This window comes from Streptomyces sp. NPDC098789, assembly GCF_044759975.1.
Classification (GTDB): Bacteria; Actinomycetota; Actinomycetes; order Streptomycetales; family Streptomycetaceae; genus Streptomyces.
Genome location: NZ_JBIWAJ010000001.1, coordinates 642,481 through 666,015, shown reverse-complemented (window position 1 = coordinate 666,015; position 23,535 = coordinate 642,481). Strand labels below are relative to the sequence as shown.

Genomic DNA, 23,535 nt, shown 5'->3' with positions numbered 1-23,535 from the left:
ACTTTCCCTCTCAGCCGAGCAGGACGTCGTCGTCGCCCAGGCGCTTCAGCTCGCGGTACAGGATCGCGAGGCCGGTGATGATGGCGGCGGCGGACACGACGGCGTCGACCAGCTTCAGCGCGTCGTGCTCGGTGCGGGCCTTCTTGGCCTGCTTGACCACGCTCAGCGCGCCGAAGGCGGTCGTACCGATCGACAGGTACGTACCGGACTTGGACTTCTTGAAGCCTTTGGCCTTGGTCAGTGCACTCACAGGGACGGAGCCTCCTCCAGCAGCGGGTGACCCCAACGCGCGACGAAGGCGGCCTCGACGGCCGCGCCGACCTTGTAGAGCCGGTCGTCCTTCATGGCGGGGGCGATGATCTGCAGACCGACCGGGAGACCGTCCTCCGGAGCCAGGCCGCAGGGGAGCGACATGGCGGAGTTGCCGGCCAGGTTGGTCGGGATGGTGCACAGGTCCGCGAGGTACATCGCCAGCGGGTCGTCGGTGCGCTCACCGATCGCGAAGGCGGTGGTGGGCGTGGTCGGGGAGACGATCACGTCGACCTGCTCGAAGGACTTCTCGAAGTCCCGGGTGATGAGCGTGCGGACCTTCTGGGCCGAACCGTAGTACGCGTCGTAGTAGCCGGAGCTGAGCGCGTACGTACCGAGGATGATGCGGCGCTTGACCTCGTCGCCGAAACCGGCTTCGCGGGTCAGGGCCGTGACGTCCTCGGCGGACTTGGTGCCGTCGTCGCCGACGCGCAGGCCGTAGCGCATGGCGTCGAAGCGGGCCAGGTTCGAGGAGCACTCGGACGGCGCGATCAGGTAGTACGCGGCCATCGCGAGGTCGAAGGACGGGCAGTCCAGCTCGACGATCTCGGCGCCGAGCTCCTTGAGCAGCTCGACCGACTCGTTGAAGCGCTGGACGACACCGGCCTGGTAGCCCTCGCCGGAGAACTGCTTGACCACGCCGACGCGCATGCCCGCGACGGAGCCGTTGCGGGCCGCCTCGACGACCGGCGGGACCGGGGCGTCGATGGAGGTGGAGTCCAGCGGGTCGTGGCCGGCGATGACCTCGTGCAGGAGCGCCGCGTCCAGGACGGTACGGGCGCAGGGCCCGCCCTGGTCCAGGGACGAGGAGAACGCCACCATGCCGTAGCGGGAGACGCCGCCGTAGGTGGGCTTGACGCCGACGGTGCCGGTGACGGCGGCGGGCTGGCGGATGGAACCGCCGGTGTCCGTGCCGATGGCGAGCGGGGCCTGGAAGGCGGCCAGCGCGGCCGCGGAGCCGCCGCCGGAGCCGCCGGGGACGCGGGTGAGGTCCCAGGGGTTGCCGGTGGGGCCGTAGGCGCTGTTCTCGGTGGAGGACCCCATGGCGAACTCGTCCATGTTGGTCTTGCCGAGGATGACGACGTCGGCTTCCTTCAGCTTGCGCGTCAGGGTGGCGTCGTAGGGCGGGATCCAGCCCTCCAGGATCTTCGAACCGACGGTGGTCGGGACCCCGACGGTGGTGAAGATGTCCTTGAGCGCGAGCGGTACGCCGGCCAGCGGGCCGAGCTTCTCGCCCCGCTCCCGCTTCGCGTCGACGGCGCGCGCCTGGGCGAGAGCGCCCTCGCGGTCGACGTGCAGGAAGGCGTGGACCTTCTCGTCGACGGCGTCGATGCGGGCGAGGTGGGCCTCGGTGACCTGGACGGCCGTGAGCTCGCCGGAGGCGATCTTCTCGGCGGTCTGGGCAGCCGTGAGCTTGATGATGTTGATGTCCGTCATGGTGATTAGTCCTCCCCCAGGATCTGCGGCACCTTGAAACGCTGCTGCTCCTGGGCGGGGGCCCCGGAGAGCGCCTGCGCGGGGGTGAGCGACGGACGGACCTCGTCCGCGCGCATGACGTTCGTCAGCGGGAGCGGGTGGGAGGTCGGCGGGACGTCTTGGTCGGCGACCTCGGAAACGCGGGCGACCGCGCCGATGATGTCGTCGAGCTGTCCGGCGAAGTGGTCAAGCTCTTCGCTCTTGAGCTCCAGACGTGCCAGCCGAGCGAGGTGGGCGACCTCCTCGCGCGTGATGCCAGGCATGCAGCGATCCTCTGGGGTGGTGTATCGGGTTTCTGGTTTCGGGCCCAATCCTATGGGGCGCGCGGCCCGACCCACGAAACGGTTGCTTCCCAGGGGGGCGAGGACCCGGCCGGGGCCCGCGCCCGCCCCTGCGGGACCGGCCGAGGGGCGCCCTCGAACGCCGGGCGGGCTGGATGGCGCGGCAGCGACTGGACCCGCGCCCCATCCAGCCCCGCCGGCGTTTGAGGCGCCGCCGGAGGCGACCGGGCCGCGCACGCGGCACCGCTCACAGACGCCCTCAAACGCCGGGCGGGCTGGATGGCGCGGCAGCGGCCGGACCCGCGCCCCATCCGGCCCCGGGCGGGCTGGATTGCCGCCCCCGGAGGTCGGCTACGGGGTCGGGGGCTCCGGAGCGGCGGCTGCGGCGGCGGCCAGTTCCGCGGTGATGTCGGCCGGGCGGCGCCAGCCGCGCTCGCCCCGCGCCAGGAGCCACGCCGTCGCCTCGGCGGGCGGCATCGCGGCCGCCACCAGCCACCCCTGCACCGCGTCGCAGCCCAGGTCCCGCAGCCGCTCCCACGTCTCGTCGTCCTCGACGCCCTCGGCCACGACCAGCAGCCCGAGCGAGTGCGCGAGGTCGACCGTGCACCGCACGATCTCCGCGTCCTGCGCGTCCACGGCCAGCCGCGCCACGAAGGACCGGTCGATCTTCAGCTCGCTGACGGGCAGCCGCCGCAGGTGGACCAGGGACGAGTACCCGGTGCCGAAGTCGTCGAGCGACATCTTCACGCCGTGCCCGGTCAGCCCCGCCATGGTGTCGGCGGCCCGTTGCGGGTCCTCCAACAGGACGTGCTCCGTTATCTCCAGCTGGAGACCGCTCGCGGGCACCCCGTGCCGGGCGAGCCGCGCGGCCACCGCCCCCGCGAAACCGGGGGTGTGGACGTCGCGCGGCGAGACGTTGACGGCGACCGGCACCTTCAGGCCCTGGGCCCGCCACCGGGCCACCTGGGCCAGCGCGGTCTCCAGCACGTACTCGGTCAGGTGCGGCATCAGGCCGGAGGTCTCGGCGATCGCGATGAACTCGTCCGGGGGGACCCGCCCGCGCTCGGGGTGCACCCAGCGCACGAGCGCCTCCAGCCCGGCGACATGTCCGTCGAAGCGGACCTTGGGCTGGTAGTGGAGTTCCACCTCGCCCGCGTCCAGGGCGCGCCGCAGGTCGCCGAGGAGGCCGAGCCGGTCGGGCGTGTTGCTGTCCCGCTTGGACTCGTAGACCTCGACCCCGGTGCGGTCCCGCTTGGCCTGGTACATCGCGACGTCGGCCCGCCGCAGCAGCCCCTCGGCGTCGAGGGCGTGGTCGGGGAAGACGGCGAGGCCCGCGCTGGCCTCCAGGACGAGGGTGAGCCCGTCGAGGTCGAGCGGCGAGCTGAGCTCGGCGACGAGGTGGCGGGCCACCCGCTGGGCACTGGTGGTGGAGTCGGCGACGGGCAGCAGGACGGCGAACTCGTCGCCCCCGAGCCGGGCCACCTCGGCGTCCTCGGGCAGGGCCTGGCGGAGCCGGTCGGCGATCTGCAGGAGCAGCCGGTCGCCCGCGAGGTGGCCGAGGGTGTCGTTGACGGCGCGGAAGCGGTCGAGGTCGATGAGGACCAGAGCGGAGCGGGTGCCGATACGTTCAGCCTCGTCCAGGGCCCGCCAGGCGCGCTCCAGCAGCCACTGGCGGTTGGGCAGTCCGGTGAGCGGGTCGCGCAGCGCCTCCTCGGCGCGCGCCCGGGCGATCCACAGGGTGGAGTCGAGGGCGATCAGCGGCACGGCGAACAGCGGCAGCAGGACGGGCAGGGTGATGGCGACCACGCAGATCAGCGGGGCGATGCCGAGGAGGGCGGCGGCGACTAACGCCTGCCGGATGAGCGCGGTGCGGGCGACGGTGGGCAGCCCGCCGCCGCTCGGGGTCAGCGCGAGCCACAGCAGGACCCGGGTGACCAGCAGGCAGGCGAGGGCGACGAGGATGATCTCGGGGATCGCTCCGGGTCCCCAGCCGGTGGGCTGCCAGGGCACCTCGACGCTGGGCGCCTGGCCGAAGAGGCCGAGTACGAGCGCCCCCGCGCCGATGCCCAGGATGTCCGCGGAGCCGTGCAACAGGCCCTGGCGCCACCGGTGCCGGCGGGCGGCGCCGACGAGGGAGACCACGGCGAGCGAGACGAGTCCGGCCGGGATCCAGCCGTAGAGGATGAGCACGCCGAGGGTGAGGGCGGCGCCGGAACCGGTGCCGCCCCACCAGCGGTCACGGCCGAGCGCGACGAGGTGGCCGACGATGATGCCGGTGAGCAGGGCGAGTCCCCAGCCGGCGGAGCCGCCGGGGAAGAGGGGGTGACGGTCGCTCAGCGCGCGGGCGATGCCGACGACGAGGACCACGAGGGAGAGGCCGACGACGGCGAAGGGGACGGCGACGCGCCACCCCTGGACGCGCGCGCCCTGGCCACCGCCGGAGCCCGTCGCGACCCCGGTGTCGAGCGGGTGGGTCTCGGGGCTCCGGGCGCCCAGGATCCCGAACCGCGCGGCCGGGGCGGGTCGCTCGGTCGCGGTCGGGCGTCCCGGACGCTCCGCGCGCGGTGTCCGACCCGCCCGCGGCACGCGTCCGGCGCGGCGCGCGTGTTCGGCGCGGCTCCCCCGTCCGGTGGCGCGGTCGGCCCGATCCGCCCGCAGCGACGGCGCCTCCCCGCCCGTCCCGCCGAAATCCGGTGGCGGGTCGGCGCTTTCGATGGGTTTCATGCCCGTCCCTCTCACAGCCGGCGATGCCGTTGCCTCGTGATGGCCCCGACGTCATGCCATCACGGCTGGATTCGCGTCCCGCGACCGTGCACGACGGGCGCACCCCTCAACAGTAGGACGGGAGTGGCTCCCAAGTGCAGCGGTCGGCGGCGGTTGCCCGAATACGACCCAGCCATCCTCATCAGTACGGTATCCGCCGAACGGGTGAGGCCGGACCAGGACTTCCGGGTCACCCTTGCGATGATCCGACAGGTCAACGCCCTGCGGCTAGGCCGGTACCGGCCGTTCGCGACCGCCGTGTGCGCCCCGCGTGCGCCCGCCCGTACGGACGCACGCCACGCATCAGTTCGCTTCGACCTCCCCGGCGCCCCGTCACCTCTCGACCCACGCTCCTTCGTTACTCCGATTCGGCGGCGGTGTCCAGGGTCGCGGCGGGCTCCTCCAGCGGCAGGGCGGCCTCGCGCGCCGCGTCGGGACCCTGTTCCAACAGGACCGCGAAGCCCGCGTCGTCCAGGATGGAGAGCTTCAACTGGACGGCCTTGTCGTACTTGGAGCCCGGGTTGTCTCCGACGACGACGAAGGAGGTCTTCTTGGAGACGGATCCGGTCACCTTGGCGCCGCGGCTCTGCAGGGCGTCCTTGGCGCCGTCGCGCGTGTGGCTCGCCAGCGTGCCGGTGACGACGACGGTCAGTCCCTCCAGCGGGCGCGGGCCCTCCTCCTCCGCGGAGACCTCGTCCTCCATCCGCACCCCGGCGGCCCGCCACTTGGCGAGGATCTCCTGGTGCCAATCGACCGCGAACCACTCCTTGAGGGCGGTGGCGATGATGGGGCCGACCCCCTCGGCGGCGCCCAGTTCCTCTTCGGTCGCCGCCTCGATGCGCTCGATGGAGCGGAACTCGCGGGCCAGCGCGGCCGCCGCGACGGGTCCGACGTGCCGGATCGAGAGGCCGTTGAGGAAGCGGGCCAGCGGCCGGTCCTTGGCCGCCGCCACGTTCTCCAGCAGGGCCAGGGCGTTCTTCTTCGGCTCGCCCTTCTGGTTGGCGAAGACCGTGACGACCTTGGGCTCGCCGGTCTTCGGGTCGCGCTTGGGCAGCCCGCTGTCCGCGTCGAGGACGTATGCCTTGATGGGCAGCAGCGCTTCGATGGTGAGGTCGAAGAGGTCGCCCTCGTGCAGCAGCGGGGCGACCGCCGGCTCCAGCGGTCTGGTGAGCGCGGCGGCGGCCACCTTGCCGAAGTTCTCGATGTCCAGGCATTCGCGGCCGACGAGGTAGAAGAGCCGTTCGCGCAACTGGGCGGGGCAGGTCTGCGCGTTGGGACACCGCAGGTCGATGTCGCCTTCCTTCATCGGGCGCAGCGGGGTGCCGCACTCGGGGCAGTCGGCGGGCATCACGAAGGCGCGCTCGCTGCCGTCGCGCAGGTCGACCACCGGGCCGAGGATCTCGGGGATGACGTCGCCGGCCTTGCGCAGGACCACGGTGTCGCCGATGAGGACGCCCTTGGCCTTGACCACCTGCTGGTTGTGCAGGGTGGCGAACTCGACCTCGGACCCGGCCACGGTCACCGGCTCGACCTGCGCGTACGGGGTGACGCGGCCGGTGCGGCCGACGCCGACCTTGATGTCGATCAGCTTGCTGTTGACCTCTTCGGGCGCGTACTTCCAGGCGATCGCCCAGCGCGGGGCGCGCGCGGTGGAGCCGAGCCGGCCCTGGAGGGGGATCTCGTCGAGCTTGACGACGACGCCGTCGATCTCGTGCGCCACCGAGTGCCGGTGCTCGCCGAAGTGGGCGATGAAGGCGCGGACTTCGGCGAGGGAGGCGACCACCTTGTTGTGCTCGGCGGTGGGCAGGCCCCACTCGTGGAGCAGTTCGTAGGCGTGCGAGAGGCGGTCGATCTCGAAGCCCTCGCGGGCACCGATGCCGTGGACCACCATGTGCAGCGGGCGGCCCGCGGTGACCTTGGGGTCCTTCTGGCGCAGCGAACCGGCGGCGGCGTTGCGCGGGTTGGCGAAGGGCTTCTCCCCCGCCTCGACCAGGCGGGCGTTGAGCTCCTCGAACTTCTCCATCGGGAAGTAGACCTCGCCGCGGATCTCGACGAGCGCCGGGATGCGGTCCCCGGCCAGCCGGTCGGGGATCTCGGCGATGGTGCGGACATTGGGCGTGATGTCCTCGCCGGTGCGGCCGTCGCCGCGGGTGGCGGCCCGGGTGAGGCGGCCGTTCTCGTAGGTGAGGTTGACGGCGAGGCCGTCGACCTTCAGCTCGCACAGGTAGTGGTAGTCGGAGGTGTTGACGTCCCGGGCCACCCGCTCGGCCCAGGCCGCCAACTCCTCGTCGTCGAAGGCGTTGTCGAGGGAGAGCAGCCGCTCGCGGTGCTCGACGGAGGCGAAGTCGGTGACGTAGGCCCCCGCCACCTTCTGGGTGGGCGAGTCGGGGGTGCGCAGCTGCGGGTACTGCTCCTCCAGCGCCTCCAGCGAGCGCAGCAGGGTGTCGAACTCGGCGTCGGTGACGACCGGCTGGTCGTTCACGTAGTACCGGAAGCGGTGCTCCTCGATCTGCTCGGCGAGCAGGGCGTGCTGCTCCAGCACCGCCGCCGGCGCGGCTGCGGCGGCTGCCGCGCCCGCCGCCGTGCCGTCACCGTGCTTCTGTTCGGCTGCCATGCCGTGTCCTCCCGTGGGCCCGTCTCTACGTCACTCAGGGTTGTCGGCGAGCGACCTCGCCGCCTTGACGCAGTGGGCCATCGCCGCGCGGGCATATGCGGGCGAAGCGCCCGCCAGACCGCACGACGGGGTGACCACGACGGACTCCGCGAGGGTCCCCGGGGACAGTCCCAGCCTGCGCCAGAGCTTCCTGACACCCATGACGCTACCGCCCGGGTCCGACAACGGGCTGTCGGTGCCCGGCACCACTCCGGCGAAGAGTTTCATGCCGCCTTCGACGGCCTCGCCGATGGTGTCGTCCTCGCGCTCGGTGAGCAGGGAGAAATCGAACGAGACGCCCGTGACCCCGGCGCGCCGCAGCAGCGCGAAGGGCACGTCCGGCGCGCAGGAGTGCACGACGGTCTCGCCCTCGTGCACGGCGAACAGGTCCCGCAGCGCCCCCTCCACGACCTGTCGGTCCACGGCCCGGTAGGTGCGGTACTCGCTGGCGGTACGGACCTGCCCGCGCAGCACCGCGGTCAGCGAGGGCTCGTCGACCTGGAGCACGATCTCGGCGCCGGGGATCCGCTTCCGTACGTCGGCCAGGTGCTCCCGCAGCCCTTCGGCCAGCGAACCGGCCAGGTCCCGGCAGGCACCCGGGTCGCGCAGGACGGCCTCGCCGCCGTGCAGTTCCAGGGCGGCGGCGAGCGTCCACGGCCCGACCGCCTGGACCTTGAGCCTGCCCTGGTAGCCCTGGGTGAACTCCTCCAGCGCGTCGAGGTCCTCGCCGAGCCAGGACCGGGCCCGCTTGGTGTCCCGGCCGGGCCGGTCGCTCAGGCGCCAACCGCTGGGCTCGACGTGCGCGTACATGTCGACGAGCAGCCCGAGGGAGCGCCCGATCATGTCGGCGCCGGGCCCGCGGGCGGGCAGCTCGGCGAGGTACGGGAAGTCCTCGAAGGACCCGGTGACGGTCTTGGCGGCCTCGCGGGCGTCGCCGCCGGGCAGCGAGCCGATTCCGGTGGCGCCGTACGCGGGTGCGCTCATCGTCCGGGCCGCACGGAGAGGTCGTTGACCTCCGCGTCGCGGGGCAGGTCGAGGGCCATCAGGATGGTCGTGGCCACGGACTCGGGGTCGATCCAGTCGGCCGCGTCGTAGCTCTCGCCCTCCTGGGAGCGGACCTTGGCCTGCATGGGGGTGGCGGTGCGGCCGGGGTACACGGAGGTGACGCGGATCCCGTTCGGCTTCTCCTCGGCGCGCAGCGAGTCGGCCAGCGCCCGCAGTCCGTGCTTGGAGGCGGCGTAGGCGCCCCACTCGGCGTGCGCGGTGAGCCCGGCGCCGGAGTTCACGAAGACGACCTGCCCGCGGGAGGCGCGCAGCGAGGGCAGCATGAGGCGGGTCAGTTCGGCGGGGGCGATCAGGTTGAGGTTGAGCTGCTGGTGCCAGGTCTTGGGCCGCAGCTCGGCGATCGGGCCGAGGTCGACGACCCCGGCGATGTGCAGCACCGAGTCCAGCCGGTCGGGCAGCGCCTGCTGGCCGAAGGCCCAGGAGATCCGGTCGGGGTCCGCGAGGTCGGCGACGAGCGCGCGGGAGCCGGGGAAGAGGGCGGTCAGCTCCTTGCCGCGGGCGGCGTCCCGGGCGATGAGGATGAGGTCGTCGCCGCGCGCGTGCAGGCGGCGCGCGACGGCTGCGCCGATGCCGGATCCGGCGCCGGTGATGAGGTGAGTAGCCATACCGCCCATGCTCGCACCCCGTCCGGGCCGTCGGCCCCGCCCTGGCCGTCCGCTCAGAGCCCGGCGGCCTCGCGCAGCGCCGCGGCGGTCCTGGTGGCGTCGTACCCGGGGGCGACGCCGTCGAGGAGGACGACCTCGCCGGGCATGTGGCGGGTGCGCAGCGGGAGGATCTCCTGGTAGGCGGGCGAGGCGTACCAGGCGCGGGCGCGGTCGAGGTCCGGGAAGGAGATGAGGACGACGGTCCCGGGGAAGGGGCCCTCCAGGACCTCGGGGGTGGTGCCGTGGACGAGGAACGCGCCCCCGAAGGGGTCCATGGTGGCCTGGATCTCCTCGATGTAGCGCAGGACGTCGACGTGCATCGTGTCGGGGCGTATGTGGGCGATGGCGTAAGCGGTCACGGCGGCCTCTTCCTCCGGGCGGATCCCTTGGCGGGACCGGCTGTTGGTCCGATCCTGCCCTGGTGGGCGGCCCCCGTCGATTACCCCGCGGGTCATGCCGCCGACGAGGGGCGGAAGGTGCGCCGGTAGGCGATCGGCGACACCCCGAGCGCGGTTCGCATGTGCTGGCGCAGGGAGTTGGCGGAACCGAAGCCGGACCGGTGGGCCACCAGGTCCACCGGGAGGTCGCTGGATTCCAGCAACTGGCGCGCCAGCTCCAGGCGTTGGGCGGTCATCCACTGCACCGGGGTGACCCCGACCTCGTCCCGGAAGCGCCGGGTGAAGGTGCGCAGGCTCATCCGGGCGTGCGCGGCGAGCTCGGCGAGCGAGAGCGGGGTGTCGAGCCGCTCCAGGGCCCAGGCGCGGGTGGCGGTGGTGGTCGCGACGGTGGCCTCGGGCACCGGGCGGTCGATGTACTGGGCCTGGCCGCCGTCCCGCCACGGCGGGACCACGCAGAAGCGGGCGGCCCGGTTGGCGACGGCGCTGCCGTGGTCGCGGCGGACCAGGTGCAGGCAGAGGTCCATGCCGGCGGCCACGCCCGCGGAGGTGAGGACGTCGCCGTCGTCGACGAAGAGGACGTTCGGGTCGAGCGCGACGCGGGGGAAGGCCCGGCGGAACTTGTCCGCGTCGGCCCAGTGCGTGGTCGCGGGCCGCCCGTCGAGCACTCCGGCGGCGGCCAGGACGTGCGAGCCGGTGCAGATCGACACCAGCCGGGTGCCGGGCCGGATCACGGCCAGGGCGGCGAGCAGCTCGGGCGGCAGCGGCGCGCCCTCCAGCAGGTCGTCCATGGCGTGCGTGGGCGGGATGACGACGGTGTCCGCCGCCGCCAGGGCCTCGGGCCCGGCCGTGACGCCCACGGTGAAGCCGGCGTCGCTGGTCACCGGCTGCCCGTCGGCCGTGCAGACGACCGTCTCGTACAGCGCCCGCCCGTCCTCGTCCCGGGCGTTCCCGAGGACCCGCGAGGGCATGCCCAGCTCGAAGGGGGCGACGCCTTCGAGGGCGAGTACGGCGACACGGTGCATGGCCAGATCCTGTCACATGGTGGCCAAACGGCCAACACCACGGGCGCCACCCGGGCCGGAAGCTGGTGACACCTTCCGGAAGGCCGGGGGGAAACAGATCCGAACAGATCCAAGGAGACATCCATGCGCGCCGTCGTCGTCAGCCAGTGGGGCGGGCCCGAGGTCCTGACCGAGACCACGATCGACCGCCCCGAGCCGGGCCCGACCGAGGTCCTGGTGCGCGTCCACGCGGCCGGGGTGAACCCGGTCGACTGGAAGACCCGCGCCTCCGGCGCCCTCATCGAGTGGGACGCGGTCCCGGTACCGGGCTGGGACGTCTCGGGCACCGTCGAGGCCGTCGGGATGGGCGTGACCCTCTTCGCGCCCGGCGACGAGGTCTTCGGCATGCCGCACTTCCCGAAGCAGGCGGGCGCCTACGCCGAGTACGTCACCGCGCCCTCCCGGCACTTCGTGCGCAAGCCGGCCGCCCTGGACCACGTGGCCGCGGCCGCGCTGCCGCTGGCCGCGCTGACCGCCTGGCAGGCCCTGGTGGACACCGCGGACGTGCGCCCGGGCCAGCGGGTGCTGGTGCACGCCGCAGCGGGCGGGGTGGGCCACCTCGCGGTCCAGATCGCCAAGGCGCGCGGCGCGTACGTCATCGGCACCGCGAGCGCGGCCAAGCACGACGTGCTGCGCGAGCTGGGCGCCGACGAGCTGATCGACTACCGCAGCGCCGACTTCGCGGAGGTGGTGCGGGACGTCGACGTCGTGCTCGACACCATCGGCGGTGACTACGGGCGGCGCTCGCTGGAGGTCCTGCGGCCCGGCGGGCACCTGGTCACGATCGCCGGCGCCGAGGGCTTCGACGCGGAGGCGGCCGGGGTGCGCCTGAGCGTGCTCCTGGTGGAGCCGGACCGCCAGGGCCTGATCGCCCTGGCCGCGCTGGCCGAGGAGGGCGCCCTGCGGCCCCTGATCGACACCGTGTTCCCGCTGGCGGAGGCGGCGAAGGCCCACGAGCTCGGCGAGCTCGGCCGGACCACCGGCAAGATCGTCCTGTCGGTGGTCCCGGCGGAGAGCGCCCCGACCGCTTAGGCGGAGACCGCGGGGGCGGCCTTCGCGGTCGTCGCGATGGTGGCGGAGCCGACGACGCGGGTGCCGTCGTAGAGCACGATGGCCTGGCCGGGGGCCACGCCGCGGACCGGCTCGGTGAAGGAGACGCGGAGTTCGCCGTCGACCACCTCGGCGAAGACCTCGGTCTCGCCGCCGTGGGCGCGCAGCTGCGCGGTGTAGGTGCCGGGGGCCGCCGGCGTGGAGCCGCACCAGCGGGGGCGGATCGCGGTGAGGGCGCTGACGTCGAGGGCCTCGACGGGGCCGACGGTGACGGTGTTGTTCACCGGGGAGATGTCGAGGACGTAGCGCGGCTTGCCGTCGGCGGCCGGGTGGCCGATGCGCAGTCCCTTGCGCTGGCCGATGGTGAAGCCGAAGGCGCCCTCGTGGGTGCCGAGCTTCGCGCCGGACTCGTCCACGATGTCGCCCTCGGCCTTGCCGAGGCGGCCGGCGAGGAAGCCCTGGGTGTCGCCGTCGGCGATGAAGCAGATGTCGTGGCTGTCGGGCTTCTTGGCGACGGCCAGGCCGCGCGCCTCGGCCTCGGCGCGGATCTCTTCCTTGGTGGTGAGGGTGTCACCGAGCGGGAAGAGGGCGTGGGCGAGCTGCTTCTCGTCCAGGACGCCGAGCACGTACGACTGGTCCTTGGCCATGTCGGAGGCGCGGTGCAGCTCGCGGCCGCCGTCCTCCTTCAGCACGACCGTGGCGTAGTGGCCGGTGCAGACGGCGTCGAAGCCGAGGGCCAGGGCCTTGTCGAGCAGCGCGGCGAACTTGATCTTCTCGTTGCAGCGCAGGCAGGGGTTCGGGGTGCGGCCGGCCTCGTACTCGGCGATGAAGTCCTCGACGACGTCCTCGCGGAAGCGGTCGGCCAGGTCCCACACGTAGAAGGGGATGCCGATGACGTCCGCGGCGCGGCGGGCGTCGCGGGAGTCCTCGATCGTGCAACAGCCGCGGGCGCCGGTGCGGAAGGACTGCGGGTTCGCGGAGAGCGCGAGGTGGACACCGGTCACCTCGTGCCCGGCTTCGGCCGCGCGGGCGGCGGCGACGGCGGAGTCCACGCCGCCGGACATGGCGGCCAGGACGCGAAGGGGGCGAGTGCTCGGCAGGTTCTCAGTCATAGCACCGTCCAGGGTACGGGGAACCGCGCGGGGTCACAGCGCGTTATCGGGTGCGGGGGGTGGTTCGGATGGGTTCCAGGGGGCGCCGGGCGTTTTTGATCGGAGGGCTCGGGGTGGTCGCGGCCGGTGCCGTGGCGGGCCGGGACAGCATCGCGCGGGGCTGGTGGCTGCTGCCGGGGGTGCGCAAGCCGCGTCAGGAGGGTGCGCTGGATCACGCGGGCGCGAGCTGGTCGGCGGCCTCGCCGGCGAACTGGCGCCTGGCCGACCGGCCGGACGACTACCGCGTCGACCGGATCGTGATCCATGTGACCCAGGGCGACTTCGCCTCGTCCGTGGAGGCCTTCCAGAACCCGTGGCACAAGGCGTCCGCGCACTACATAGTCCGCCAGGACGGGCACGTGGAGCAGATGGTCCGCGAGCTCGACGTCGCCTTCCACGCGGGCAACCGCTCCATGAACGAGCGCAGCATCGGCATCGAGCACGAGGGCTTCGTCACGCGCCCGCAGGACTTCACGGACGCGATGTACGCCGCCTCCGCGCGGCTGGCCGCCGACATCTGCCGGCGGTACGGGATACCCGCCGACCGCAAGCACCTGCTCGGGCACTCCGAGGTGCCCGGCGCCGACCACACGGACCCCGGGCAGTACTGGGACTGGGACCGCTACCTGCGCCTGGTCGGCGAACTGCTGCGCTGAGCGGACCGCACGGGGCGCGCGGCGCGGCTCAGCTGAGACCGGCGGTGCGGGCGCGCTCCACCGCCGGGCCGATGGCGGCGGCCACGGCGGCGACGTCCTCCTTGGTGGAGGTGTGCCCGAGGGAGAAGCGCAGGGTGCCGCGGGCCAGGTCCGGGTCCGTGCCGGTGGCCAGCAGCACGTGGCTCGGCTGGGCGACGCCCGCGGTGCAGGCGGAGCCGGTGGAGCACTCGATGCCCTGGGCGTCCAGGAGGAGGAGCAGGGAATCGCCCTCGCACCCGGGGAAGCTGAAGTGGGCGTTGGCGGGGAGGCGGTCGTCCGGGTCGCCGCCGAGGATCGCGTCCGGCACGGCGGCGCGGACGGCGGCGATCAGCTCGTCGCGCAGGGCGCCGACCTCGCGGGCGAAGAGCTCGCGGCGTTCGGTGGCCAGTACGGCGGCCACGGCGAAGGCGGCGATGGCGGGCACGTCGAGGGTCCCGGAGCGGACGTGCCGTTCCTGGCCGCCGCCGTGCAGGACGGGGACGGGGCTCTGGTCGCGGCCGAGGAGCAGCGCGCCGATGCCGTAGGGGCCGCCGATCTTGTGGCCGCTCACCGCCATCGCGGCGAGGCCGCTGTCGGCGAAGCCGACGTCGAGCTGGCCGATGGCCTGGACGGCGTCGGAGTGCATCGGGACGCCGAACTCGCGGGCGGTGCGAGCGAGTTCGTGGACCGGCATGACGGTGCCGATCTCGTTGTTGGCCCACATGACGGTGGCGAGGGCGATGTCGTCCGGGTTGCGGGCGATGGCCTCGCGGAAGGCCTCGGGGTGCACGCGGCCGTGGCCGTCGACCGGGAGGTACTCGACGCGGGCGCCCTCGTGCTCGCCGAGCCAGTGCACGGCGTCGAGGACGGCGTGGTGCTCCACGGGGCTGGCGAGGATCCGGGTACGGGCCGGGTCGGCGTCGCGGCGGGCCCAGTACAGGCCCTTGACGGCGAGGTTGTCGGCCTCGGTGCCGCCGGCGGTGAAGACCACCTCGCTCGGACGCGCGCCGAGTGCCTCGGCGAAGGCTTCGCGGGCCTCCTCGACGGTACGGCGGGCCCGGCGGCCGGCGGCGTGCAGGGAGGATGCGTTGCCCGTCGCGGCGAACTGCGCGGTCATCGCCGTGGCGGCCTCCGGCAGCATCGGCGTGGTGGCGGCGTGGTCGAGGTAGGCCATGATTCCCCGATTCTACGAGTCCCCGGGGCGGGGCCGAACCGGGCATCCAGCCATCGGACGGGCCGGGCCGTGGTCCTGGCCGGACGGGCGTCGGGCCGGTGGGGGCCGGGGCCGGTGCGCGGGTGCCGGGCGGCTCGGCCTCCGGCGGGTCCTCAAACGCCGGACGGGCTGGGAATGGTCGGCCCGGGCCGGCGCCGCGCAAGGCGGACGGGACGTCGGGCCGGTGCGCGGGTGCCGGGCGGCTCGGCCTCCGGCGGGTCCTCAAACGCCGGACGGGCTGGGAATGGTCGGCCCGGGCCGGCACCGCGCAAGGCGGACGGGACGTCGGGCCGGTGCGCCGGTGCGCCGGTGCGCGGGTGCCGGGCGGCTCGGCCTCCGGCGGGTCCTCAAACGCCGGACGGGCTGGAAGAGGTCGGCCCGGGCCGGCGCCGCGCAAGGCGGACGGGACGTCGGGCCGGTGCGCGGGTGCCGGGCCGCTCGGCCTCCGGGGGGTCCTCAGACGCCGGACGGGCTGGGAGAGGGCCCGACGGGCGAGCGGGTCAGGCCGTCGGGCGGGGGGCTCGGGCCAGTTGGCGGGACTGGGCCACCAGGTGGTTCGTGGAGTCCCATACCTCCGCGTCCTCCTCCAGCATGCCGCCGGCGAGGTTGCGCGTCGTGATCGAGACCCGCAGCGGGCCCGGCGCGGGCCGGCGGCGGACGTGGGTGGTGAGTTCCAGGGTCGGGGTCCAGCCGATGAGGCCCAGGTCGAAGGAGGTCGGCGGGAGCGCGTCGACGACGAGCAGCAGGGACAGCGCGTCCGCGTCCCGCCCGTCGGCGAGCTCGAACCAGGCCCGCATCTCGCCCTTGCCGGACGGCGCGCCCACCGCCCAGCCCGCCGTGGCCGGATCCAGCCGCAGCCGGAGGCGGTCGACGATGGCCGAGCTGCCGGGGATCGGGGCAGGGCCCGCCTCGGCGCCCAGGCAGTCGGCGTGGGCCGGCATCACCGGCGGCGTGGCCGTCGTACGGACGTCGTCGGGCAGCGCGGCGAGGTCGCCGTAGGACGCGAGGACGCGGATGCGCTCGACCTCGACGCCGTTCTCGTCGTACTGGAACAGCGAGGCCTGGCCCGTGGACAGCGCGCGCCCCGCCCGGACCACCTGGGTGCGGATCACGGCGGGGCCGGGAACCGACGAGGTCAGGTAGTGGGCGGACACCGTGAAGGGGTCCGGGTGCGGCAGGGCCGCCGACAGGGCCCGGCCGACCAGGGCGAGCAGGTACCCGCCGTTGACGGCGGTGATGATCGTCCATCCGCCGGAGAGTTCCGCGTCGTACACACCGGGCTCGTCCGCGCGCTCGGTGACGGCGGCGTCGCGGTCGAATTCGCTGTCGCCGATGGCGGCCAGGGCTGCTGCTTGAGGAGACATGTGACGAGGTTACCTCCAGTAGCTACTAAGCGGTAGCTTTCCCCGTCCGGGCGATTACGGCTCCTCCGGGACCGACGAGCGGCGGTTCCAGGCCAGCGGCGCCCGCCAGTGGTAACGCATCGCCAGCAGCCGCAGGACGAAGGTGGTCACGATCGCGACGCCACTGGTCACGGCGTTGAGCATGTCGAAGGCGATGAACACGGCCACCATCGCGGCGCCGATGATCGCGGGCACGGCGTACATCTCGCGGTCGCGCAGCAGCGACGGCACCTCATTGACCAGGACGTCGCGCAGCACGCCCCCGCCGACCGCCGTGGCCAGGCCCAGCGCGGCCGAGGCGGTCAGCCCGAGGCCGTACTCGTACGCCTTCGTCGTGCCCGTCACGCAGAAGAGCCCGAGGCCCGCCGCGTCGAAGACGTTGATGGCCTGGTTGATCCGCTGCACCTCGGGGTGCAGGAAGAACACCAGGGCGGCGGCGACCAGCGGGGTGACGAAGAAGCTCAGCTCGCCGAAGGCGGCCGGGGGGACGGCGCCGATGACCAGGTCGCGCAGGAGTCCGCCGCCGAGGGCGGTGACGAGGGCGAGGACGGCGATGCCGAAGACGTCGAAGTTCTTGCGGACCGCGAGCAGCGCGCCCGCGGTGGCGAAGACGAAGATGCCCGCGAGGTCCAGGGCATGCTGGACGCCGGGCGGGAAGAGATCGTGGGGCACCGGTTCATTGTGCCGGGCGCCCGGCGGCGGGCCGCGCCGACCCGGGTGCGGGTCACTGCCGGGGCTCCGCCCCGGACCCCGCTCCCCGAACGCCGGAGGGGCTGAGAACACACCTGAGCGCCGGCGCGGGTCGCCGGCGCTCAGGGCGCATCCGGCTAGACGGAGGCCTCGGCCGTGGCCGGGGTGTCCGCGTTCTCCGGGTGGTGGCAGGCGACCTCGTGGCCCGGCTTGAGGGCCACCAGCGGCGGTTCCTGCTTGCCACAGATCTCCGTCGCCTTCCAGCACCGCGTGTGGAAGCGGCAGCCGCTCGGCGGGGAGATCGGCGAGGGGACGTCGCCCTTGAGCAGGATGCGCCCGCTCTTGACGCCCCGGCGGCGCGGGTCGGGGACCGGCACGGCCGACAGGAGCGCCTTGGTGTACGGATGCATGGGGCTCGCGTACAGGGAGTCGCGGTCCGTCAACTCGACGATCTTGCCGAGGTACATCACCGCGATCCGGTCCGAGACGTGCCGGATGACCGACAGGTCGTGGGCGATGATCACGTAGGTGAGGCCCAGCTCCTCCTGGAGGTCGTCCAGCAGGTTCACCACCTGGGCCTGGATCGAGACGTCCAGCGCCGATACCGGCTCGTCCGCCACCACGAGCTTCGGGTTGAGGGCCAGGGCGCGGGCGATGCCGATGCGCTGGCGCTGGCCGCCGGAGAACTCGTGGGGGTAGCGGTTGTAGTGCTCGGGGTTCAGGCCCACCAGCGAGAGCAGCCGCTGGACCTCCTTCTTGAGGCCGCCGTCCGGGCTGACGCCCTGGAGCTTGAAGGGGGCGCTGACGATGGTGCCGACCGTGTGGCGCGGGTTCAGCGAGCCGTACGGGTCCTGGAAGATCATCTGGACGTCACGGCGCAGCGGCCGCATCGCCCCCACGCCGAGGTGGGTGATGTCCTTGCCCTCGAACTCCACCGTGCCACCGGTCGGTTCGAGCAGCCGGGTGATGAGCCGGCCCATGGTCGACTTGCCGCAGCCGGACTCGCCGACGATGCCGAGGGTCTCACCGCGGCGGACGTCGAAGTCGATGCCGTCGACGGCCTTCACTGCCCCGGCCTGGCGGCGCAGCAGCCCCTTGTGGATGGGGAAGTGCTTGACCAGCCCGGTGACCTTGAGCAGGGGCTCCTCGGCGGCGGAGGCGCCGTCCGCGGTCCGGTCCGCCGCCTGCTCCGCCGTCTTCTTCACGTCCGTCGTATCGGTCACAGCTTCGGCGCAATCTCTTCGGTCCAGATCCGGGTCCGGTCCTCCTGCGACATGTGGCAGGCGGACCAGTGTCCGGCACTGGTCAGGGCCAGCTCGGGCCGCTGGGTGCGGGTGACGCCGCCCTTGGGCACGTCGGCGAAGGGGCAGCGCGGGTGGAAGGCGCAGCCGCTCGGGATGTTGATCAGGCTGGGCGGCGAGCCCTTGACCGGGATCAGCCGCTCGGTCTGGTCGCGGTCGATGCGCGGCATGGAGCCGAGCAGGCCCCAGGTGTACGGGTGCCGGGGCTCGTAGAAGACCTGCTCCGCGCTGCCGCGCTCGACGCAGCGGCCGCCGTACATCACGAGGATCTCGTCGGCCATCTCGGCGACCACGCCCAGGTCGTGCGTGATCATGATGACGGCCGAGCCGAACTCCTTCTGCAGGTCGCGGATCAGGTCGAGGATCTGCGCCTGGACGGTGACGTCGAGGGCGGTCGTCGGCTCGTCCGCGATGAGCAGTTCGGGGTTGTTGACCAGGGCCATCGCGATCATCGCGCGCTGGCGCATGCCGCCGGAGAACTCGTGCGGGTAGGAGTCCACCCGCTGGTGCGGCTCGGGGATCCCGACCCGGTCGAGCATCTCGATGGCCCGCGTGCGGGCCGCCTTCTTGTCGACCTTCTGGTGGGTCCGGTAGGCCTCGATGATCTGCTTGCCGACCGAGTAGTACGGGTGCATCGCGGACAGCGGGTCCTGGAAGACCATCGCCATCTTCTGGCCGCGGAGCCTGCGCACGTCGTCGGCGTCGGCGCGGACCAGGTCCTCGCCGTCCAGCAGCACCTCGCCGGAGATGTGCGGGCGGCTGCGGGTGTTGCCGGTGCGGTGCAGGCCCATGATGGCCAGCGAGGTCACCGACTTGCCCGAGCCCGACTCGCCGACGATGCCGAGCGTCTTGCCGCGCTCCAGATCGAAGGAGAGTCCGTCGACGGACTTGACCAGGCCGTCGTCGGTCGGGAAGTGGACCTTGAGGTCGCGCACCGAGAGGAAGGCACGGGCGGGATCCTGGGGACCCGCCTGCTCGGGCACGAGGGGAGGGGTCGAAGGGGTCTCGGTCACGTCAGCCTCACGCGCGGGTCGATGACGGCGTACAGCATGTCCACGATCAGGTTGGCCATCACCACGAAGAGCGCGGCGAGCAGGGTGATCCCCATGATCACGGGGAGGTCGCCCTGGCCGATGGCGGCGACGGCCGCCGTTCCCAGACCCTGGAAGTTGAAGGTCGTCTCGGTCAGTACCGCGCCACCGAGGAGTCCGCCGAGGTCGAGGCCGAACATCGTGACGATCGGGGTGAGGGTGGAGCGCAGGGCGTGCTTGCGGATGACCACGCTCTCGGTGAGGCCCTTGGCCCGGGCGGTGCGGATGTAGTCCTCGCCCATCACCTCCAGCATCGTGGCGCGGGTGATGCGGGCGTAGGTGGCGGCGAAGAGGAAGGCCAGGGTGATCCAGGGCAGGATCATGCTGTTGAGCCAGGCCGCCGGATCCTCGGTGATGGGGCGGTAGTTGGAGACGTCCAGCCAGCCGAGGCCGTAGACGAGGACGGCCGGGGCGACCATGCCGGTGAAGAAGATGGGGAGCGAGACGCCGGCGAGCGCACCGACCATGACCGTTCGGTCGATGGCCGTTCGACGTTTGAGCGCCGAGACCACGCCGGTGGCCACGCCCGCGAGCACCCAGATGACGGCGGCTCCCGAGGCGAGCGAGAGGGTGACCGGCATGCGGCTGGTCATCAGCTCCCAGACGGGGGCCTCGCTCTTGAAGGAGTAGCCGAAGCAGGGGGCGGGGCAATGCGTCTGCTCGACGCCGGAGTCGTAGTCGCGACCGGCCACGACTCCCTTGAGGAAGAGCAAGTACTGCTCGGAAATGGGCTTGTCGAAGCCCATCTTCACGCGGATGCCCGCCAAGGCGGTTTCGTTGGTCTCGCGGCCGGCGTACATGAGCGCCGGGTCGGACCCGGTGATCTTCGGCACCGCGAAGAAGATGCCAAAGGTGACCACGGAGACCACCAGCAGAGTGGCGACGACGTTGAACAGCCGCCTGATGAGGTAGACGAGCACTGCAGTCGGCCGCTCCGGCGGGTGGCCGCCGCCCCTTGTGGGGACGGCAGCCACCGCCTAACGGCCTTCACCTGCCCTTCGGACTAGCGCATGTGCGGTGAAGGCACGTGCCGACTGTTACTTGACGACGCCGAGGGTGGCGAGGTCGATGCGGCCCATGGAGTCGTTGAAGTAGACGTTCGTCAGCCGCGGGTTGTGGTAGACGAGGGCCTTGTCGAAGTTGATGGGAAGGTAGAGCGCCTTCTCCATGATCTTCTTGTTGATCTCGGTGTAGGAGGGCGCGGCCTCTTCCGGCGTGGCGGCGGAGGCGGCCTTCTTGAACAGCCCGTTGACCTCGGGGTCGTTCAGCATCGTGTAGTTGTTGTTGCCGTTCGGCAGGATGAACGAGCCGTCCACCAGCGGCTGCAGGAAGCCGGAGCCGCTGTTGTAGTCGGCGCCCCAGCCCATGATGATGATGCCGTAGCCCTTCTTCTTCACGTTCTCGGGCGAACCGATCGTGGAGGAGGAGAGCTTGCCGTCGTACTGGTCGATCGTCGCGTCGATGTTGATGGCCTTGAGCGCGGCCTGGAGCGACTCGGCGGTCTTGACCTCGGGGGCGCGGTTGTTGCGCACCGCGATGGTGGTCTTGAAGCCACCGGACTGGCCGCAGGCGGCGAGCGCGGCCTTGGCCTTGTCGATCTGCGGGGCGCCTGCGGTCAGGCCCCACGGGTCGTAGGACTTGTCGGAGCCGGGGATGCCGGGCGGCAGCATGTTCGCGCCGAGGTCACCGCTGGTCGGGCCGCCGCGGGCGGTCTGCAGGGACTTCGGGTCGGCCGCGTAGATGACGGCCTTGCGGCACTCGATGTTGTCGAACGGCGCGACCGTCTGCGGGAAGGCCATGTAGCGGATGTAGCCCGTGAAGGGGTTGTCCGCGTTCTTCTTCAGGTCCGGGGTCTGCAGGATCTTGTTCTTCGCGGCCTGCTGGACGCCGGTGCCGTCGACGGCGAGGTCGATGTCGCCGGTGAGCAGGCGCTGGTCCATGTCGTCCGGGTTGGTGGTGACCGTGAAGGTGACCTTGTCCGGCAGGGCCTTGCGGATCGTGTCGGTCTTCGGGTCCCAGTTCTCGTTGCGGACCAGGGTGGCGCCCTTGCCCGAGGTGAAGGACTCGACCTTGTAAGGACCGGTGGAGACGGGCTTGTTGGTGTACTTGGCGCCCTCGTCCTTGGCCACCGGGACCGGCGAGGAGGACGGCATGGCCAGCAGGTAGCTGAAGTCCGAGTTGGCGCTCGCCAGGTTGAAGACGATCGTCTTGTCGTCCGGCGTCTGGACGGACTTCAGACCCATCTTGTTCGGGTCGGTGTCCTTGTACGGGCCGGGGTACTTCTGGCCCTGGTCCAGCTGGTCGATCAGGTACGTCGGACCACCGGAGAGGACGTCCTGCGCGAAGACGCGCTCGACGCCGTACTTGATGTCCTTCGAGGTGATCGGCGTGCCGTCCTCGAACTTCACGCCGTCCTTGAGCTTCAGCGTGTAGGTCTTGCCGTCGTTGCTGAGCACCGGCAGGGCCTCGGCGAGGTCCGGGACCAGCTTGGTGCCGTCCTTGCCCGGCTTGCTGTCGTAGGCCAGCAGCTGGCGGATGTACAGGCGCTGGATGTTCCAGACGAAGCCGTAGTAGGCGCGCGCCGGGTCGAGGTAGTCGACGTCCTGGGGCGACCAGAGCTTGAGCTCGCCGCCCTTCTTGTCGGACGCGTTGACGACACCCTTGGTCGCGGCGTCGAAGGCGGCTCCGGTGGAGCCCTTGTCCTTCGCACCGTCATCGCCCTTGCCACCGCACGCGGCGGTCAGCGACAGGGCTGCGACCACGGCGGTGATCGCGATTGCCTGCTTTCTGCGGATCACGTTTGTCCAACCTCCATGAGTGGATGACATGAGTGGATGAGTCGAGGACTCGGATCAGTTGCCCTTGGGGTCGAGCGCGTCGCGCAGACCGTCCCCGAAGAGGTTGAACGCCAGGACGGTGATGAAGATCGTCACACCGGGGACCACCATGTACATGGGGTCGAACTGGTAGATGGGGACGGCGTCGGAGAGCATCTTTCCCCAGGACGCGGTGGGCGGTTTGACGCCCGCGCCGAGGAAGCTCAGGGCCGCTTCCGTCAGGATGTTGGTCGGGATGATCAGCGTCGAGTAGACGAGGATCGGCGCGACCAGGTTCGGCAGCAGCTCCTTGAACAGGATGTACGCCCGGCCCGCGCCGAGGCTGCGGGCGGCCTCCACGTACTCGCGCTCGCGCAGCGAGATCGTCTGGCCGCGCACGATCCGGCCGATGTACGGCCAGCCGAAGAAGCCGATCACCAGGACCAGGACGCCCATCCGGACGCCAGAACCCTCGAACCCCCAGAGGGAGTTGGGGACCACGGACACCAGGGCGATGGTGAAGAGCAGCTGCGGGAAGGCCAGCAGCAGGTCCATGACGCGGCTGATGACCCCGTCGACCCAGCCGCCGAGGAAGCCCGCCAGCGTGCCCAGCAGGCTGCCGATGACCACGGAGACGATGGCCGCCAGGAAGGCGACGGTCAGGGAGATGCGGGCGCCGTAGACGATCCGGCTGAACACGTCGCGACCATTGGTGGGTTCGACGCCGAGCAGGAAGTCGGAACTCATTCCGCCGTAGGAACCGATCGGCGTGCCCAGGTTCGGGTCGATCAGGTCCTCGTGGAACTCGTTGGGCGGGTGGCCCAGCAGGCTCACGATCTGCGGCGCGAACACCGCCACCAGGATCAGGAGGAGCACGACGATGCCGCCCGTGAGCGCGACCTTGTCGCGCTTGAGCCGCATCCAGGCGATGCGGCCGGGTGAGCGGCCTTCGATGGCCTTGGCTGGGACGTCGGCTACGGACACGGGAGCGGGTGTTTCCGCGCTCGTGTCATGCAGTGGTGCCGTCATCGTGGTGGGGACCCCTCTCGGCCGACGGGTGGGTCGGCCCATGCCCGCCGCTGTGGCGGCGTTGGTGCGGAGTGGCGCTCGGAGTGCGTGGGACGGTGCGCCCGGGTGGGACCGTGCGGTACACGGGAGTGCACGGAACTGCGGGGACTGCGCGTACTTCGGGGGACTGCGTTTGCTTCAGTGCGTTGTCTTCGGTGGCGCGTGCTGCGTGGTGCGTGAGGTGCAGGAACCGCTGGAAGTGCAAGGTGAAGTGCAGAGTGAAATGCAGATGCCGAGCCGGGTAACAGCAGGACTGATCGGCTCTTGGGTGGGGAGTCTTCATGGGGCCCTCGATCACCCGCCAGACCCGCAGATGAATGGATGCGCAACCGTGATGTCCGGACCCGTGACCCGCTATCCGGACTTCGCTGGCCCCTCAGCGGAGCAAGACCGTCCGTTCGGTACACAATCGGACATCCGGGTCAACT

Annotated in this window: 20 protein-coding genes; 2 read left to right on the top strand and 18 right to left on the bottom strand. The window is 71.9% G+C overall.

Annotation, left to right across the window (positions count from 1 at the left end; translation table 11 throughout):
- Window positions 1-10: 10 nt before the first annotated feature.
- The 9 genes from ACIQWR_RS03225 to ACIQWR_RS03185 all read right to left on the bottom strand — a co-directional run bounded on the left by ACIQWR_RS03225 (window position 11) and on the right by ACIQWR_RS03185 (window position 10,611).
- On the bottom strand, window positions 11-250 hold the full coding sequence (locus ACIQWR_RS03225) for a hypothetical protein (RefSeq protein ID WP_404004760.1): 240 nt from the start codon (window positions 248-250) through the stop codon (window positions 11-13).
- Window positions 247-1,752, bottom strand: coding sequence for an Asp-tRNA(Asn)/Glu-tRNA(Gln) amidotransferase subunit GatA (gatA, locus tag ACIQWR_RS03220; protein WP_404005034.1), 1,506 nt, complete (start codon window positions 1,750-1,752; stop codon window positions 247-249). The genes ACIQWR_RS03225 and gatA overlap by 4 nt, the downstream gene beginning before the upstream one ends.
- The gene (gatC, locus tag ACIQWR_RS03215; protein WP_073772988.1) at window positions 1,752-2,048 is read right to left on the bottom strand and encodes an Asp-tRNA(Asn)/Glu-tRNA(Gln) amidotransferase subunit GatC; all 297 of its coding nucleotides are present in this window, start codon (window positions 2,046-2,048) and stop codon (window positions 1,752-1,754) included. The genes gatA and gatC overlap by 1 nt, the downstream gene beginning before the upstream one ends.
- A 369-nt stretch (window positions 2,049-2,417) precedes the next feature.
- Window positions 2,418-4,790, bottom strand: a complete 2,373-nt coding sequence (locus ACIQWR_RS03210; protein ID WP_404004756.1) for a putative bifunctional diguanylate cyclase/phosphodiesterase — start codon at window positions 4,788-4,790, stop codon at window positions 2,418-2,420.
- A 397-nt stretch (window positions 4,791-5,187) separates the two neighbouring features.
- Window positions 5,188-7,443 carry an NAD-dependent DNA ligase LigA gene (gene ligA, locus ACIQWR_RS03205; protein ID WP_404004753.1) on the bottom strand — a complete coding sequence of 752 codons (2,256 nt, stop codon included), beginning with the start codon at window positions 7,441-7,443 and terminating at the stop codon, window positions 5,188-5,190.
- Window positions 7,444-7,473: 30 nt separating this feature from the next.
- Window positions 7,474-8,466 (bottom strand): methionine synthase, encoded by a 993-nt coding sequence (locus ACIQWR_RS03200; RefSeq protein WP_404004751.1) that lies wholly within the window; start codon window positions 8,464-8,466, stop codon window positions 7,474-7,476.
- Window positions 8,463-9,152 carry an SDR family oxidoreductase gene (locus tag ACIQWR_RS03195; RefSeq protein WP_404004749.1) on the bottom strand — a complete coding sequence of 230 codons (690 nt, stop codon included), beginning with the start codon at window positions 9,150-9,152 and terminating at the stop codon, window positions 8,463-8,465. Before ACIQWR_RS03195 ends, ACIQWR_RS03200 begins: the two co-directional genes overlap by 4 nt.
- A gap of 53 nt (window positions 9,153-9,205) precedes the next feature.
- Window positions 9,206-9,550 (bottom strand): DUF1330 domain-containing protein, encoded by a 345-nt coding sequence (locus ACIQWR_RS03190; protein WP_404004747.1) that lies wholly within the window; start codon window positions 9,548-9,550, stop codon window positions 9,206-9,208.
- Between the two features lie 92 nt (window positions 9,551-9,642).
- Window positions 9,643-10,611, bottom strand: a complete 969-nt coding sequence (locus ACIQWR_RS03185; protein WP_404004745.1) for a GlxA family transcriptional regulator — start codon at window positions 10,609-10,611, stop codon at window positions 9,643-9,645.
- Window positions 10,612-10,734: 123 nt separating this feature from the next.
- On the opposite strand from ACIQWR_RS03185, the gene ACIQWR_RS03180 reads away from it, so the two are divergent.
- The gene (locus ACIQWR_RS03180; protein ID WP_404004742.1) at window positions 10,735-11,682 is read left to right on the top strand and encodes an NADP-dependent oxidoreductase; all 948 of its coding nucleotides are present in this window, start codon (window positions 10,735-10,737) and stop codon (window positions 11,680-11,682) included.
- Here the strand turns inward: ACIQWR_RS03180 and mnmA are convergent.
- On the bottom strand, window positions 11,679-12,812 hold the full coding sequence (mnmA, locus tag ACIQWR_RS03175; RefSeq protein WP_404004740.1) for a tRNA 2-thiouridine(34) synthase MnmA: 1,134 nt from the start codon (window positions 12,810-12,812) through the stop codon (window positions 11,679-11,681). The genes ACIQWR_RS03180 and mnmA overlap by 4 nt on opposite strands.
- A gap of 68 nt (window positions 12,813-12,880) precedes the next feature.
- Here mnmA and ACIQWR_RS03170 point away from each other — a divergent pair, with 68 nt between their 5' ends.
- Entirely contained in the window at window positions 12,881-13,507 is a 627-nt protein-coding gene (locus ACIQWR_RS03170) for an N-acetylmuramoyl-L-alanine amidase (RefSeq protein WP_404004738.1), read from the top strand.
- Between the two features lie 28 nt (window positions 13,508-13,535).
- On the opposite strand, the gene ACIQWR_RS03165 is transcribed toward ACIQWR_RS03170, so the two are convergent.
- The 8 genes from ACIQWR_RS03165 to ACIQWR_RS03130 all read right to left on the bottom strand — a co-directional run bounded on the left by ACIQWR_RS03165 (window position 13,536) and on the right by ACIQWR_RS03130 (window position 23,068).
- Complete coding sequence (locus ACIQWR_RS03165) at window positions 13,536-14,699, bottom strand: cysteine desulfurase family protein (RefSeq protein WP_404004736.1); 1,164 nt, start codon at window positions 14,697-14,699, stop codon at window positions 13,536-13,538.
- 539 nt (window positions 14,700-15,238) lie between these two features.
- The gene (locus ACIQWR_RS03160; protein ID WP_404004733.1) at window positions 15,239-16,102 is read right to left on the bottom strand and encodes a thioesterase family protein; all 864 of its coding nucleotides are present in this window, start codon (window positions 16,100-16,102) and stop codon (window positions 15,239-15,241) included.
- A gap of 54 nt (window positions 16,103-16,156) precedes the next feature.
- Window positions 16,157-16,813, bottom strand: a complete 657-nt coding sequence (locus ACIQWR_RS03155; protein WP_404004730.1) for a trimeric intracellular cation channel family protein — start codon at window positions 16,811-16,813, stop codon at window positions 16,157-16,159.
- 155 nt (window positions 16,814-16,968) lie between these two features.
- Window positions 16,969-18,036 carry an ABC transporter ATP-binding protein gene (locus ACIQWR_RS03150; RefSeq protein WP_404005033.1) on the bottom strand — a complete coding sequence of 356 codons (1,068 nt, stop codon included), beginning with the start codon at window positions 18,034-18,036 and terminating at the stop codon, window positions 16,969-16,971.
- 14 nt (window positions 18,037-18,050) lie between these two features.
- On the bottom strand, window positions 18,051-19,115 hold the full coding sequence (locus ACIQWR_RS03145) for an ABC transporter ATP-binding protein (RefSeq protein WP_404005032.1): 1,065 nt from the start codon (window positions 19,113-19,115) through the stop codon (window positions 18,051-18,053).
- Between the two features lie 26 nt (window positions 19,116-19,141).
- On the bottom strand, window positions 19,142-20,143 hold the full coding sequence (locus ACIQWR_RS03140; RefSeq protein WP_385779579.1) for an ABC transporter permease: 1,002 nt from the start codon (window positions 20,141-20,143) through the stop codon (window positions 19,142-19,144).
- A gap of 117 nt (window positions 20,144-20,260) precedes the next feature.
- Window positions 20,261-22,051, bottom strand: coding sequence for an ABC transporter substrate-binding protein (locus ACIQWR_RS03135; RefSeq protein ID WP_404004726.1), 1,791 nt, complete (start codon window positions 22,049-22,051; stop codon window positions 20,261-20,263).
- A gap of 24 nt (window positions 22,052-22,075) precedes the next feature.
- Window positions 22,076-23,068 (bottom strand): ABC transporter permease, encoded by a 993-nt coding sequence (locus tag ACIQWR_RS03130; protein WP_385779583.1) that lies wholly within the window; start codon window positions 23,066-23,068, stop codon window positions 22,076-22,078.
- Between the last annotated feature and the right edge of the window lie 467 nt (window positions 23,069-23,535).

Excerpts from the sequence above, each read along its gene's own strand:
- gatC (WP_073772988.1), bottom strand. The coding sequence starts at position 2,048 with ATGCCTGGCATCACGCGCGAGGAGGTCGCCCACCTCGCTCGGCTGGCA.
- ACIQWR_RS03210 (WP_404004756.1), bottom strand. The coding sequence starts at position 4,790 with ATGAAACCCATCGAAAGCGCCGACCCGCCACCGGATTTCGGCGGGACG.
- ligA (WP_404004753.1), bottom strand. The coding sequence starts at position 7,443 with ATGGCAGCCGAACAGAAGCACGGTGACGGCACGGCGGCGGGCGCGGCA.
- ACIQWR_RS03200 (WP_404004751.1), bottom strand. The coding sequence starts at position 8,466 with ATGAGCGCACCCGCGTACGGCGCCACCGGAATCGGCTCGCTGCCCGGC.
- ACIQWR_RS03195 (WP_404004749.1), bottom strand. The coding sequence starts at position 9,152 with ATGGCTACTCACCTCATCACCGGCGCCGGATCCGGCATCGGCGCAGCC.
- ACIQWR_RS03185 (WP_404004745.1), bottom strand. The coding sequence starts at position 10,611 with ATGCACCGTGTCGCCGTACTCGCCCTCGAAGGCGTCGCCCCCTTCGAG.
- ACIQWR_RS03180 (WP_404004742.1), top strand. The coding sequence starts at position 10,735 with ATGCGCGCCGTCGTCGTCAGCCAGTGGGGCGGGCCCGAGGTCCTGACC.
- mnmA (WP_404004740.1), bottom strand. The coding sequence starts at position 12,812 with ATGACTGAGAACCTGCCGAGCACTCGCCCCCTTCGCGTCCTGGCCGCC.
- ACIQWR_RS03170 (WP_404004738.1), top strand. The coding sequence starts at position 12,881 with ATGGGTTCCAGGGGGCGCCGGGCGTTTTTGATCGGAGGGCTCGGGGTG.
- ACIQWR_RS03165 (WP_404004736.1), bottom strand. The coding sequence starts at position 14,699 with ATGGCCTACCTCGACCACGCCGCCACCACGCCGATGCTGCCGGAGGCC.
- ACIQWR_RS03160 (WP_404004733.1), bottom strand. The coding sequence starts at position 16,102 with ATGTCTCCTCAAGCAGCAGCCCTGGCCGCCATCGGCGACAGCGAATTC.
- ACIQWR_RS03135 (WP_404004726.1), bottom strand. The coding sequence starts at position 22,051 with ATGTCATCCACTCATGGAGGTTGGACAAACGTGATCCGCAGAAAGCAG.
- ACIQWR_RS03130 (WP_385779583.1), bottom strand. The coding sequence starts at position 23,068 with ATGACGGCACCACTGCATGACACGAGCGCGGAAACACCCGCTCCCGTG.